This is a genomic window from Bradyrhizobium sp. Leo78, from assembly GCF_059512425.1.
In genome coordinates, this window is the sequence record NZ_JCAMOT010000037.1 from 40281 (window position 1) to 53988 (window position 13708).

The 13708-nt window shown below is 58.6% G+C and carries 9 protein-coding genes and 2 pseudogenes; 10 read left to right on the forward strand and 1 reads right to left on the reverse strand.

The features are described from left to right. Positions 1 to 52: 52 nt before the first annotated feature. From AC5ZG1_RS33665 to AC5ZG1_RS33690, 6 genes and pseudogenes are all read left to right on the forward strand, one after another. Positions 53 to 1079: pseudogene (locus AC5ZG1_RS33665) on the forward strand (integrase core domain-containing protein); the annotation flags it as partial. A 901-nt stretch (positions 1080 to 1980) separates the two neighbouring features. Further along, the gene (locus tag AC5ZG1_RS33670; protein WP_496135395.1) at positions 1981 to 2985 is read left to right on the forward strand and encodes an AraC family transcriptional regulator; all 1005 of its coding nucleotides are present in this window, start codon (positions 1981 to 1983) and stop codon (positions 2983 to 2985) included. A 384-nt stretch (positions 2986 to 3369) separates the two neighbouring features. Then, positions 3370 to 4137 (forward strand): ABC transporter ATP-binding protein, encoded by a 768-nt coding sequence (locus AC5ZG1_RS33675; RefSeq protein ID WP_496135396.1) that lies wholly within the window; start codon positions 3370 to 3372, stop codon positions 4135 to 4137. After that, positions 4134 to 4853 (forward strand): ABC transporter ATP-binding protein, encoded by a 720-nt coding sequence (locus tag AC5ZG1_RS33680; protein ID WP_496135397.1) that lies wholly within the window; start codon positions 4134 to 4136, stop codon positions 4851 to 4853. Before AC5ZG1_RS33675 ends, AC5ZG1_RS33680 begins: the two co-directional genes overlap by 4 nt. A gap of 55 nt (positions 4854 to 4908) precedes the next feature. Then, complete coding sequence (locus tag AC5ZG1_RS33685; RefSeq protein WP_496135398.1) at positions 4909 to 5895, forward strand: branched-chain amino acid ABC transporter permease; 987 nt, start codon at positions 4909 to 4911, stop codon at positions 5893 to 5895. Beyond that, positions 5895 to 6968, forward strand: a pseudogene (locus AC5ZG1_RS33690) (branched-chain amino acid ABC transporter permease). The gene AC5ZG1_RS33685 and the pseudogene AC5ZG1_RS33690 overlap by 1 nt, the downstream one beginning before the upstream one ends. 209 nt (positions 6969 to 7177) lie before the next feature. Here the strand turns inward: AC5ZG1_RS33690 and AC5ZG1_RS33695 are convergent. After that, on the reverse strand, positions 7178 to 8392 hold the full coding sequence (locus AC5ZG1_RS33695; RefSeq protein ID WP_496135399.1) for a substrate-binding domain-containing protein: 1215 nt from the start codon (positions 8390 to 8392) through the stop codon (positions 7178 to 7180). Between the two features lie 202 nt (positions 8393 to 8594). On the opposite strand from AC5ZG1_RS33695, the gene AC5ZG1_RS33700 reads away from it, so the two are divergent. From AC5ZG1_RS33700 to AC5ZG1_RS33715, 4 genes are all read left to right on the forward strand, one after another. Further along, positions 8595 to 9605 carry a polysaccharide deacetylase family protein gene (locus AC5ZG1_RS33700; protein ID WP_496135400.1) on the forward strand — a complete coding sequence of 337 codons (1011 nt, stop codon included), beginning with the start codon at positions 8595 to 8597 and terminating at the stop codon, positions 9603 to 9605. 174 nt (positions 9606 to 9779) lie between these two features. Continuing rightward, complete coding sequence (locus tag AC5ZG1_RS33705) at positions 9780 to 11333, forward strand: AMP-binding protein (RefSeq protein ID WP_496135401.1); 1554 nt, start codon at positions 9780 to 9782, stop codon at positions 11331 to 11333. Positions 11334 to 11555: 222 nt separating this feature from the next. After that, positions 11556 to 12473: an enoyl-CoA hydratase gene (locus tag AC5ZG1_RS33710; protein ID WP_496135402.1), complete on the forward strand. Its 918-nt coding sequence runs from the start codon at positions 11556 to 11558 to the stop codon at positions 12471 to 12473. A 628-nt stretch (positions 12474 to 13101) separates the two neighbouring features. Beyond that, on the forward strand, positions 13102 to 13302 hold the full coding sequence (locus tag AC5ZG1_RS33715) for a hypothetical protein (RefSeq protein WP_496135403.1): 201 nt from the start codon (positions 13102 to 13104) through the stop codon (positions 13300 to 13302). The last annotated feature ends 406 nt before the right edge of the window (positions 13303 to 13708 follow it).

Below are 13708 nucleotides of genomic sequence, written 5' to 3' on the forward strand. Positions count from 1 at the left end.
CGAGCCCGCCCCGTTGAACGGAAGCTGGCCAAGAGACCCAAACAGCTTAGTCAAGGAGCATGGCCTGGAGGCGCTCAGCGACCGCTCCAGGCGGGCGGTTCGCTACGCCAACCAGCTGCCGGCCCCGATCGAGATCCTGATTGTCCAGCTCAAGGCCGAGAAGCCGCACTGGGGCGCGCGCAAGCTCCGCGAGCTGCTGATGCGGCGGCTCGACGGCGACGTCCGGGTGCCGGCCAAAAGCACCATCCATGCGGTCCTCGACCGCCACAGCCTCGTCAAGCGCGGTGGTGGGCTGCAGCACCGCGCGCGCGGCACGCCGTTGTCCCAGGGACTGGCTCCCAACGATCTCTGGTGCGTCGACGTCAAAGACGAGTTCAAGCTCTGCAATGGCCGCTACTGCTTCCCGTTGACCGTCAGCGATCATGCCGCGCGCTTGCTGCTGATGTGCGAGGCGCTCGACTCGACGCGCGAAGACCCCGCAATTACGGCTTTCGAACGACTGTTCCACGAGCGCGGCTTGCCGCTCGCCATCCGCTCCGACAATGGTGTGCCCTTTGCCAGTCCCAATGCCCTGTTCAACCTCTCCAGGCTCTCGGTGTGGTGGCTCCGGCTCGGTATCGCGATCGAGCGCATCAAACCAGGCCATCCGCAGCAGAACGGCCGGCATGAGCGCATGCACCTCACCCTCAAGAAGGAAGCGACCCGGCCGCCAGGCTTCAATAGCCTGCAGCAGCAGGAACGCTTCGATGCCTTCGTGCACGAGTTCAACACCGAGCGTCCCCACGAGGCTCGGCATGAAGTGCCCTGCCGAGCTCTATACCGCCTCGGCACGCACCTATGCCGGCCCGCCGGACTTGAGCTATCCCTTTCACGACCGCGACGTCGTTGTCACCGCCTGCGGCCGCCGGTGCCTGCATCGCAAGAAGATCAACGTCTCAACCGTCCTGGCCGGCCAAAAGCTCGGCATCAAGGAAGTCGATGAGGGAATCTGGCTCGTCAGCTTCATGCACTATGATCTCGGCTATTTCGATCTCGAGCAGAAGACCCTGCAACCTCTCGACAACCCATTCGGCCCGAAGCCCGCAACCGATATCTCAGCCGCGACCGCCATGCCTGATCGAGACGCGCTCTTGTGCATTCTTGGCATGACAGGCCGCTTGCTTGGCTCCTCCGTCGCGGAAAATCGGAGGCGAGCATTTTCGGTCCCGCCATGCCGTTAGGGCGTCGTGCCCTTCGTCGGAATTCCACCCGGCTATTGCAGTGCGGCGGAGAGAGTGACAGTCAACCTCCAATGAAAGATAAAGCATTTTCGATCTTCCTCGACCAAAACCGACCAATTGAGCTACGGGGCGAAACCACCCGACGAAAGAGTGCCCATTCATCGACAACGCCAACAAAGGCAGGGCGGAACCTGCCAGGACGATACTCGGACGGCCGGGCGCCGGCCAAAGCCGCACTGACCAGCGTGTCCAGGTCGTTCACAACCATGTATGATAATATCATGGGCGACACCCGTGGTTCGGCTCCTTGTGGAGATAAGCTCGATGGATAATGGAGTGGCTAGCGGCCTTCCGTCCCCTATCAAAGGTCTTCGTGTAACGCCTGCTGTTGCTTTGCCTTTTCAGTCCGGCGTTGTTGTCCGATCGTTCGTTCTTGAACGCGAGCAGGGAAATGTCATCATCTACAATTCTACAGGCCTATCAGTTGCTGCCAAAAAGCTTCTGGGGGCGCCGTCTCACCTCCCCATCAATCATTGGCACGAAGGAATTATGGAGCTATCTCAAACAAGCAAATCCTTAACATACTATTCGAGCCATTAATGCGGATAGCGCCAACTATTGTTGTGCTAATGCCGCAGGATCTCAACGGCCCCATTTGCCGGATCGGATTGCCAGAGAGTTAAGGAGGCCCCTCATAAGCCCGCCCCTCGCCCCCCACACGACGCTCCAACGCACGGTTAGTATCTGGCAAGTCCGACGAATGTTGCAAGGCGCTATCCGGCGGCAAGCCGACATTAGCGCGCTTTTACGTCGCGCCGGTATTCCCAAGGAGCTGGTGGGAGCCCCGATGGCCCGTGTGTCGCAAGCGCAGTTTGCGGCGCTCATTCGAATAGTTACGTGGAATTTGCGCGACGAGTTCTGGGGTCTGTGTAGCCATCCTGTTCGTATTGGAACCTTCGCCAGCGCCTGCCGGCTGATGGTCGAGCAGCCGACTTTGGGCGAGGCATTGAACGTTGCGCTGCGCTTCTACCGTCAAATGATCGACGATTTCGCGCCACGGCTACAGATCGCCGACGGCGTGGCGAAAGTGGATCTAGTGGAGCGTGTGGCGTGGAGCGAACCGTTGGGATTTGCCGAAAGTAGCTTCCTGTATTGTGGCTCGGGCGTATTTTCTTGGCTGGTGGCGCGTAACCTGCCGCTGGCGCAGGTCCGGCTGCGAAATGCTCGCTCGGCCTACAACGCCGAAACAGACTGGCTTTTTGGAGCCGAGGTCCGTTTTAGCCAGCCTCGCGCGGGACTGTGTTTCGATGCCAGGTGGCTTAAACTGCCCGTGATGCAAACCAGCCAGACGTTATCGACCTTTCTTGCCAAGGCGCCTGCGAACGTCGCGGTAAAATATCGCGATCAGACCAATCCCGTTGAACGCACACGCCGCTTGTTACGTCGGCATATGGGAAAGCGCACGCTCACGCTTGAGGAGGTGTCCAGAATGTTGGCTATGACGCCGCAGACGCTTCGGCGGCGGCTCCAGGAGGAGGGGCAGGGTTTCCAGCAAATCAAAGACGATCTTCGCCGCGATTTGTCCATTGAATACCTCGAGCGTCCCGAGTTGACATTACAGGAGATCGCGCGGTTGGTCGGCTTCTCCGAAACCAGTACGTTCCATCGCGCTTTCAAGTGTTGGACTGGCTTAGCACCGGGCGTGTATCGGCTACGTACCCTCGACGAGCTGAATACTTCGGCGCGGCGATCAGAAGATATCTAGCCAGCGCAGCCGAACGCCACCATCCTCTCGAAGCCATTAGCTTCGCGGATTCCTTGCGGGATCGTGCGGACGGGGCGCTGGTGGTTTCTGCCAAGACATTTGTAAGACTCGGCAATTGCTCATTTTTGGTAACGCTTCTAGCATTTTGTACAGAAGTGGAACCGGATTCCGCCGGATTTTCTAACGTACATATGAGATCATGGGAGGAGCGGTGACCATGCTGATCAAGGCAGCGTCGGAGCCATTCTGCCTTCATGCGCCGCAGGCTGGCGTCCGCGTGCTTTCCGCTTATGCGGAAGATTTTTTGCGTCCGATGTTCTGATGAATTTGCCTTGGGCCAAAGGCGGGCCCTCCTCCTTTCAATGCCCCGATAAAGAGTCAGCGGTGCTGGAGACGCAGCGCCTGACTGTACGGTTTGGCGGTCACGTAGCGGTCAACAATGTATCTTGCCGTTTTGAGCCTGGCACGCTGACCGCCATTGTCGGTCCCAACGGTGCCGGCAAGACGACTTACTTCAACCTTATATCGGGACAGATTCCGGCTTCCGACGGAAGGGTGTTGCTCGGGGGTGTGGATCTCTCGCGCAAGACTCCGTCCTCGCGCGCGCGAGCCGGTCTTGGGCGCGCTTTCCAGCTCACCAACCTTTTTCCCAAACTGACGGTGTTGGAAAACGTGCGCCTCGCCGTGCAGGCGACGCAGGCCGGCCCGCATCGCCACGGTCTCAACTTGTGGAGCATCTGGAGCGACCACCGAGCGTTGATCACGCGGGCCGATGTTTTGCTGTCCGAGACGAACCTCAAGGCGCGTGAGAACGACATCGTCTCGAATTTGCCTCACGGCGATCAACGCAAGCTGGAGGTGGCGCTGCTTATGGCGCTCGAACCGCGGGTGTTTATGTTCGATGAGCCTACGGCGGGCATGAGCACGGCGGAGGCACCAGTTGTTCTCGATCTGATCCGCAGGCTTAAGCGGGATCGGACCAAGACCATCTTGCTGGTGGAGCACAAGATGGATGTCGTGCGTGAACTCGCCGATCGCATTATTGTGCTGCAAAACGGCACCTTGGTGGCCGACGGCGAGCCGGCGAAGGTGATTGCTTCGCCGGTCGTGCAGGAAGCCTACTTGGGCGTCACGGGGGCGACTGAGGCATGAGCTTGTTGGAGTTGCGCGGGGTACACACCCACATCGGAGTCTACCACATTCTCCATGGTGTGGATCTGGTGGTGCCGAAAGGACAGCTCACCATGCTGGTGGGTCGCAACGGTGCGGGCAAGACGACTACGTTGCGGACCATCATGGGCCTCTGGAAGGTGAAGCAGGGACGCATCAGCTTTGGCGGCGAGGATATCAGCAATTTATCTACGCCGCAGATTGCCGGTCTCGGCATCGCTTATGTGCCAGAGACGATGGGCATCTTTGCGGATCTGACAGTCCGGGAAAATATGCTGCTCGCGGCGCGTCGTGCGCGCCGGACGCAGGATATCGATGGATCGCGCCTGGCCTGGATTTTTCGGCTTTTCCCCGCGGTGGAAAAGTTCTGGGATTATCCCGCTGGCAAGCTCTCCGGCGGGCAGAAGCAGATGCTGGCGGTCGCGCGCGCTATCGTCGAACCGCGGGACCTGCTCATCGTCGATGAGCCGAGCAAGGGGCTGGCGCCTGCCATCATCAACAACATGATCGATGCGTTCGCCGAGCTGAAAGCCAGCGGCGCCACGATCCTGCTGGTGGAGCAGAACATCCACTTCGCGCAACGCCTCGGCGATAGCGTAGCTGTGATGGATGATGGTCGGGTCGTGCATTCCGGCTCCATGGCTGAGTTCTCGGCCGACACGCACCTTCAGCAACGTTTACTGGGGCTGGAGTTGTGAAAGGAATGGATCGGAACGCCTACAGCGTCGTCGCCTTCGCACGGATGGCTGGAATATGATACGCCGCGACTTCGATTGGAAACCGCTGCTACTGGTGCCTGCGCTGGCGCTGCTCGCGCTGCCAGCGGTCGGCTCGCTGCCCACCTGGTTCACTCTGACCATCGCCGGTCTGGCGATGGGTATGATTGTGTTCATTATCGCTTCGGGCCTAACGCTGATTTTCGGTCTGATGGATGTGCTGAATTTCGGCCATGGCGTGTTCATCGCGCTGGGCGCCTACGTTGCCACCGTTGTTCTTGGCACCATGGGCGACTGGACGCAGTCGCAATCCGTCATTGCCAATCTTGTCGCCGTGTTGCCGGCGACGATAGTGGCGATGCTGATAGCCGGAGCTGTGGGCCTCGCCTTCGAACGTTTGATCGTGCGACCGGTTTATGGTCAGCATCTCAAGCAGATACTGATCACCATGGGCGGCATGATCATCGGCGAGGAACTAATCAAGGTGATCTGGGGGCCTGACCAGATTGGATTGCCGTTGCCTGCGGGTCTGCGTGGTTCATGGCAATGGGGTGATGCGGCGATTGAGAAATATCGCATCATGGCCCTCGCGGTGGGAGCACTTGTCTTTGGTCTTCTGGCGTGGACGCTGGCTCGCACCAAGATCGGCCTGCTGATCCGCGCCGGTGTGCAGGATCGCGAGATGGTCGAGTCCCTCGGCTACCGCATCCGCGTGCTGTTTATCGGTGTTTTCGTGGCTGGGAGCGCGCTGGCGGGCCTGGGTGGTGTGATGTGGGGTCTGTACCAGGAGAACGTGATCCCGCAGATGGGCAATCAGGTCAATGTGCTCATCTTTATTGTGATTATTATCGGCGGTCTGGGTTCGACTACCGGGGCGCTCATCGGCGCGCTGTTGGTGGGATTGACGGCCAATTACACCGGCTTTCTCGTGCCCAAGGTGGCGCTGGTTTCCAACATCGCGCTGATGGTCGCGGTTCTGCTGTGGCGGCCAGAGGGTATCTGCCCTGTCGCGGGGAGCCGTTGATGCTGCGCCGGATCCTCTCGAACGACCTTCCGCGAAGCGGCATGTTGGCCATGCTGCTACTGGCGATTTTTCTGGGCTTGGCTTTGGCGCCTTTCGTTTTCCCGGGTATCAAGTCCCTCAATGTGGCGGCGAAGATACTGGTCTTCATTGTATTGGTGGCCAGCTTTGATCTGCTGTTGGGTTATACCGGCATCATCAGTTTCGCCCATACGATGTTCTTTGGCATTGGTGCATACGGTATTGCAATTGCGGTAACACGCTTAAGCCCAAGCTGAAGCGCGATCGTCGTCGGACTGGCCTGCGCGCTGGCTTTGTCGCTCGTGCTCGCACTAGCCATCAGTCTCTTTTCATTGCGGGTGCGGGCTCTCTTTTTCGCTATGATTACGCTGGCGGTGGCCTCGGCCTTCCAGACGCTGGCCTCACAACTGTCCGAGATCACGGGCGGCGACGATGGCTTGACCTTCAGGTTGCCGGAGTTGCTCTCTCCCGGCTTCAAGCTCAGCCGAGAGCCGCTTCTTGGCGTTTCATTGAACGGACGGCTGGTGTGCTACTATTTATTGTTCATACTTACCGTGGTGCTCGTCTTGGCGCTGCTGCGTATCGTTAACTCGCCCTTTGGCCGCGTCCTCCAGGCGATCCGCGAGAACGAGTTCCGGGCCGAAGCCATCGGTTATCGCGTAGTGGTGTATCGCACACTGTCGGCGGTTATCTCGGCATTGTTCGCGACGCTGGCCGGTGCTATGCTGGCGCTTTGGCTGCGCTACAACGGCCCGGACACCTCATTGTCTTTCGAGGTGATGCTCGATGTGCTGCTGATCGTCGTCATCGGCGGCATGGGCACGATCTACGGCGCCGTCGTCGGTGCGGTGCTCTTCGTGATCGCGCAAAGCTACCTTCAGGACTTGCTGCGTCTCGGGGGCGAGGTCGCGGCCGGGCTGCCTTGGCTGGCCCCGCTGCTTTCACCAGATCGCTGGCTGCTCTGGCTTGGTCTGTTGTTTGTATTGTCGGTCTATTATTTCCCGAGCGGCGTGGTTGGCCGCTTGCGCGTCCCGCCTTCGAATGAGGGCGCCTGATGAACCGTATCGTGAAGCCCGATTCCGTTCGCGCTATTGCGTCTGCGGGATACGCGAGCGGTCGGGTGTCGCCCGCCACGCGTCTGCGTGGTGGCACGAAACGACAATCTTGTAGTGAGGCTGTGCGGAGGCGATCCACCGTGTGGTCGCGCGCTGTCGGCGGGAAGCCAATAGCGCGCGGGTTACATGGCAGCCCTTTCAGGTTTGCTTTAAAGTTTGTTGCCGATCGGGATCTTTATTTCGGTCGGACCTATTTCCTTCACCAGCGTCGGAATCGCCCAGGCCGCATTAGGGTCGACACGGATTTTATAGTGATACATGGTCTGCAAGGCTTGATGATCTTCCTTACGGAAAGTCATTTCGCCTTTGGGCGTGTCGAAGCTCATGCCCTCCATGGCAGCGATCAATTTTTCGCTGCTAGCATCACCGTTGGTTTTTTCCAGCGCGGTCACCAGCGCCATTGCGGCGGCGAAGCCATACACTTGGAAGATATCGGGCGGTGCGCCGGAGCGTTTGAGGCTTTCACGCACCAGCCAGTCGTTCATTGGATTCTTGGGCAATTCGTAGTAGTACGTGATGCCGCCCTCCATGCCCGGGAAGCGCTTGTATTGCGGCAGAACCGTCAGAACGTTGCCGCCTGCGCCAACTTCGATTCCGTAACGCTCCAAGCCGACATCACCGATCTTGAACGGGTCATTTGGGCCGAACCAAGTGTTGACGTAGATCAACTTACGGCCAGGCAAGCCGCGGAGTTTTTCAATCAGGCGTTGACCGACGGCTGTGAAGTCGGTGGTATTCTGCGGTACATATTCCTCAGCGACGATCTTCGCCTTTGTCAGGCCGGCCTTGAACGCGGCAATGCCCTCCTTGCCGTATGCGGTGTCCTGCGACAGCGTGACGATGGAGGTGTCGGCGTTGTCGAAGGTCGCGGCCGAGGCGGCCGAGTCCTGGGTGCTGTTCTGCTTCACCCGGAAGATATACTTGTTCCACTTTTCGCCCGTGATGGAGTCGGAGATCGCCGAGTCCACCACCAATACCTTTTTGAATTCCTCAGCGACGGGCATGATGCTCAGTGTCGCTGGCGTCGAGCTGGCGCCCACGGCGACATCGGCATTTTCGTCGGCGAAAGCCTCGAGCAGCAGGGATTTCGCCATGTCGGGCTTGCTCTGGTCGTCCTTTTGCAGGACGACAATGTCTTGGCCAGCCACCTTCATGGTGCCTTTGGTCGCGTATTCCAGGCCCAACATGAACCCCAAGGCGCTCTGCTTGCCGTAAGCTTCTATCAAACCGGTCTTGCTTACGATGTGCGCGATACGAATTTCCTTGGAGTGAGCAAGGGCGACAGGCATCAGCGAAAATGCCAGGCCCATTGCACCCAAAACCAGGTAGCGACGTGTGACAAGAGGTCTGTTGAGTTGCTTCATATAAAACGCCTCCGGTTTGAAATCCGAGAAACATGCTCCTGTCTAGGGTGTGCCGGGCATCGCCGCGCAGATCAAGCCAGGGCAGTCAATACGTTAGATCGTTTCATCGAAGAAAGGATGGCAAATTTGCTCAATTTGCTTGGCGGCTTCTGCCGGCGTAGCCCGCATATGTCACGCGTAGGCCAATAACAGGGAGTTTCTGATGGGAGAGAATGCATCACAGACCTTACACCCAATCTCGCCGCTGGGCCGCATCAAGTTGGCGATCACCATGGATGATCTGCTTCTGTTTCGTGGCGTACCTTTTTCGCCCGGCTATTCCCCCTTGAGCAACACTCGCACCTTTGTCGATGTATTCCGTCGCCACGGCGTACAGGGGGTCTATCAGTTTTCCAATACAGCGCCGGCAGAGGACCGGCCCGAGTTGCTCAAGGTCTTCGACCATTGGGTGGAAAATGGCCATCACGTAGCCAACCACACGCATCATCATCCGAGCTTGAACTGGCTCAGCGCGAGCGATTATGCCCGCGATATCGAGAAAGCCGAAACTTATCTGGATCCCTGGCTCACGGTTGCGCCGCGACGCTGTTTTCGTTTCTGCATGGATATGTGGGGCGACACGCCGTGCAAGTGCCAGGAGATTCTGCAACACCTCGACAAAATGGATTATCGCCCGATCCCGGTAAGTATCGGTTTTCACGATTTCCGCTGGCACGCCGCGCATTACCGCGTGTCGCGCCGCGGAACGGGGGAGGAAATGGAAGCGTTTCGCACTCGCTACGTGCAGAGCGCTGTGCGCGAATTGCGCGTCCATGCGGCCAATGCGCGGGCCGTGTTTGGGCGCGACCCCGTGCATATCTGGCTGATTCACGGTACGCCGGCCGCCGCCGACTGCTTGGGCAGAATCTTGCAAGCCTTCAGCGAGGCTGGCGTGGAGTTTGTTTCGCTTGATGAGGCGATGGCCGATCCGATGAACGCGAACGTGCCGCCGCGCGTCAGCCCGGAATTCATCTTCCAGGTGGAGAAGTGGGCGCTGGCATTGGGGGTTCCGGTGAATGATTTACACCCGCGCGTCCTTGCGGAGATCGAGACCCTGCGTCCCGCGCCCGGCGAAAGCGCCATGGACATTACCGAGGTTATGCGTCGCACCATTGCGGAAGGTTCCGGCGCCTTGGTTCAGCCAATTCCTCTATCTCCCGATCAGCATTATTAGCAGGTCGATCGGGAGAACTCATCGCGTGTCATCCGAGTATATCTCTCATCGCCGCGTCCGTTCCGGCTCTCGAGCCTCGCGACCCGACGAGCGCGACACGCCCAGCTGTCTCAACCCCATCGCGCGTTGTCTCGCCTTGCGGGGCAACCATGCTCTCCATTGAAAGATTCTGCCATGGCGCTGTATTCCAATCCCACCTTCTTCTCCTTCACTATTCGCGCGCTCCGTAAGTATCCCGATCGCGTGGCCTTTCGCCAGCACGATGCATCGCTGACCTATCGCGAGTTGATCGAATTCATCGCGCGGGTTCAGCAGGTGTTTCGCGCAAAGGGCTTGCAGCGCGGCGACACGGTCGCCTTCCTGTCGGAAAACCGGGCTGACAGTTGGTGTGCCTGGATCGCCGCCCACGGCCTAGGCCTGTCCACGACCTGGCTGCATCCGTTAGGTTCGCTGGAGTCACAGCTTTTTCAGGTGCGCGACGTCGATGCGCGCGCCTTGGTGATCGATGCCGATGCTTTTCCCCAGCGTCTGGCGGATCTCGTCGCCGGCCAGGCGAGCGCTATCGCTTTCGGCGTCGGTCGCGCGCCAGCGACCGGATTGGATTTGCTCGCGCTCACGGCGCGGGCTGATGATGTCGAACCCTTGGATCTGTCACAGCCTGACGATGTCGCGACGTTGAACTATACCGGCGGTACCACGGGTAGACAGAAAGGCGTGGTGCGCCTCAGTGCGCAAGTGACGCAGATGTCGATTTCGATGGCGGGCGCTCTTCAGATCCCGCCGGAACCGCAATACCTAGCCATTGCGGCCATTAGCCACGTATCAGGCCAGTTGATCCTGCCGACGTTCATGCTTGGCGGTACCGTACATCTTCTGAAGAAATTTGACGCCGTGGAGGTGTTGGAAACCTTGGCCCGCGAAAAGATCGACATGACGCTCATGGTGCCGACCATGATCTATAAGGTGCTCGAAGCGAAACCCGAGGCCTATGATCTGTCGAGTCTGAAGCTGGTTGTGTATGCGGGCTCTGTGATCGCACCTGAGCGATTGGCCGAGGCCTTGCGCCGCATTGGGCCAGTCTTCTCGCAGATCTACGCACAGACCGAGTGCACGCCGATTACGGTAATGCGCAAGGAGGAGCATGACATGAATGATCCGCGAACGCTGGAATCATGCGGCTATCCCGTGGCGAATGCCGACGTGCGCGTACTCGACGATGAAGGCCGTGAAGTGCCGACAGGTGAGCGCGGCGAATTGTGCGTGCGCAGCCCTTCGGTGATGCAGGGCTACTTCAAGCAGGATGAGGCGACTCGCGAGACGCTAGCCGGTGGCTGGCTGCGTACCGGCGATATCGCCTGCGCCGATGCCAGCGGACGCCTCTTTATCGTTGATCGCAAGAAGGATATGATAGTCAGCGGCGGCTTTAATATTTATCCGCGTGAAGTGGAGGATACGCTGGCGACGCATCCAGCGATTAATTCGGCGGCCGTTATTGGTGTTCCGCATCCGCAATGGGGCGAGTCTGTCACGGCCATCGTTGTGCTGCGGGCAGGTGCCAGCGCAACAGCCGAGGAACTTATCAATCACGTCAAGCGGCACAAAGGATCGCTGCTCGCGCCGAAGCAGATCCGCTTCGCGGAAAGTCTACCTGTTACGCCTTTTGGGAAGGTGGACAAGAAAGCTCTGCGCGCCCCATTTTGGTTGGAGCACTCCCGCGCTGTCGGTTGATCGACATAGGTCCCTGAGGACGCCCGATCAGGTCTCAGCGAAGGTCTGTCCGATATGATCGATTTTGCCAATTGGATTTCCCCTTTTCGTCATTGGGGCGTCCGAGTGGGTAGCTTACAGTATCTTCCTTGAAATTCGCCCGATGGCTCGCGCGGCCGAGCTTATCCGCAGAGATTGATTTGTAGCGCAATGCGGGCCGCTCCGCTTTAGGAACAATCGACTATGGTCACCGAGAAATTTGATCCCGCCGCCTATGAAGGTATCCGCTACGAACATCTCAGAGACGAAATCGTGAATATTGCGATGTCACGTCCGCAGGTGCGGAACGCTCAGGACATGGCGATGACTTACGCTCTGAACGCGGCCTTGGATCGGGCAGCGCGCGATGACAGCGTTAAGGTCATTATCTTGAGTGGCGACGGCCCCCATTTCTCAGCCGGCCACGATATGGGTGGCGACCGCGGCATGACTTGGCGCAACTTTCAGACTGTCGGTACCTGGGCCGGCTTCGATGGCAAGGGCGTAGAGGGTCTATACGGCCGCGAAAAGGAAATCTATCTAGAGATGTGCGAGCGCTGGCGCAATCTGCCTAAACCCACCATCGCGGCTGTTCAGGGTACTTGCGTCGCCGGCGGCCTGATGCTGGCCTGGACATGCGACATCATCATCGCGACGGAAACTGCGCGATTTAAAGACCCGACGCTGGAATTCGGCGTGGCCGGTGTCGAATACTTCATGCACCCTTGGGAGCTCGGTACACGCAAGGCTAAGGAATGGCTGCTCACCTCGGACTGGCTCAGCGCCGCAGAAGCGCATTTATGCGGCATGGTGAACCAGGTGGTGGCAGAGGCGGAACTGATGAATGCAGCTCTGATCATGGCGCGCAAGATCGCCGCGAAGAGCACATTCGTGGCAAAGGCCGCGAAGGAAGCGATCAACCACGCGCAAGATGTAATGGGGCGGCGTAACGCGATGATGCACGCCTTCAGTCTGCACCAACTCTCGCACAGCCATAATAAGCAGCACTGGGGTATTTTTGTCGATCCGCGCGGCGTAGCGCCGACGGTGCGTGAGAAGATTCGCGCACGCTTCAACCTTCCGCCGTTTGATATTCCCTTGGAGCAAGACGAGACAACCTGAACGTCGGTTTCTGCACGACGCAGCTATCTAGACAGCGAGTCATTGTCAATTTGGGTCTCGCAGGACTTGTCATTGGCGTAGATGTGACCAATCGACGCTCGAACCACCGCGGCTCATTGCGGCCACGCTGTATTGAAGGAAGTATTTGCATCCCCGGTGAGATGCACAGGTGCGAGTTCTGAAATCTACCACTTATTTCTGCATCGAAATGCAGAGATCTGCAGAAGGCAAGACGACTTGCTATCTTTTGCTGGTGGACGAGGGAATTAGGATGGTCGACAAGCGCTTGAATCCGGTCTGAGGGCGATGGCAGTGGACTTCCATCTTCCGGTTGGAGAACGCAAGAAGCTTTCGCAGCTGGTCGCTGGACATCTGGACTGGTCCGACGCCGCCGAGCGCCGCGGTATGGGCTCGCTGGATCAAAATCAGTTTAACTATTTAATGATTTCAACGTGCTTTTGGAAAAAATGCCGAAAGTGGCCTCTTATGATATCAATAGCTTGGCAGCCGTTTCCGAACGAAAAAGCTCGCCACCCGGTGCAAGTGTGGCGCTTGACGAGGGTCGGTCCGTTTGCGGGCACATCCACAAGCGTAAGTTCGCGGCAAGGGAGTGCATTCGGAGCGGCGCATGATTCTGGGGACGGCGCTTGATGCGCGCGACGTGAAAGGAAGCTCCGAGGATTTCATCCTGATGGATACGTCCGGATGGACCGCCGAGGATCTGGCCAGAGCCGAAGCTATACGGCAAGAAGGCCAATTCTTCGTCGGACAGCAGTCACGGATTGATGAGAAGGAATATCCGGACGCGGCGGCCGATCCCGGCGCTTGAGGCACAACCGCCGCCTGTCCTCATTCCTCTGGCGTCTTCTTACGCTCCTCAAGCTGTTCCATCATCCACAAAGCCGCAAGCTCGTTTGCACCCGTGACGATTGTCTGGCCGGAAGGCATGAATGCCGTGAACAGTGCGTCATAACGCGGACGTGGTGTTCATCGAAGCGCGTTGGCGACCGAAGCACTCTCCATTACAGCGAATCCCGGATGGTGACTTATTCGCTCATCCGGAAGCCCACCGTCGCGATCCCTCGACGCCCTTGCAATGGCGATGCCATTGTTGAAGCCAACTAACCTGCCTGCCGCTGAGGTCCGGACACTTTCGGAGAGAACTCTGCACTGAGCCATCCAATCACATTCACAAATCCGCAGGAATCACTTTCGGGGCTCCCGTAGCCCTATGG

What these genes read in the sequence shown, in the direction of transcription:
- AC5ZG1_RS33670 (WP_496135395.1), top strand. Translation starts at nt 1,981, where the DNA reads ATGTTGCAAGGCGCTATCCGGCGGCAAGCCGACATTAGCGCGCTTTTA.
- AC5ZG1_RS33680 (WP_496135397.1), top strand. Translation starts at nt 4,134, where the DNA reads ATGAGCTTGTTGGAGTTGCGCGGGGTACACACCCACATCGGAGTCTAC.
- AC5ZG1_RS33685 (WP_496135398.1), top strand. Translation starts at nt 4,909, where the DNA reads ATGATACGCCGCGACTTCGATTGGAAACCGCTGCTACTGGTGCCTGCG.
- AC5ZG1_RS33695 (WP_496135399.1), bottom strand. Translation starts at nt 8,392, where the DNA reads ATGAAGCAACTCAACAGACCTCTTGTCACACGTCGCTACCTGGTTTTG.
- AC5ZG1_RS33700 (WP_496135400.1), top strand. Translation starts at nt 8,595, where the DNA reads ATGGGAGAGAATGCATCACAGACCTTACACCCAATCTCGCCGCTGGGC.
- AC5ZG1_RS33705 (WP_496135401.1), top strand. Translation starts at nt 9,780, where the DNA reads ATGGCGCTGTATTCCAATCCCACCTTCTTCTCCTTCACTATTCGCGCG.
- AC5ZG1_RS33710 (WP_496135402.1), top strand. Translation starts at nt 11,556, where the DNA reads ATGGTCACCGAGAAATTTGATCCCGCCGCCTATGAAGGTATCCGCTAC.
- AC5ZG1_RS33715 (WP_496135403.1), top strand. Translation starts at nt 13,102, where the DNA reads ATGATTCTGGGGACGGCGCTTGATGCGCGCGACGTGAAAGGAAGCTCC.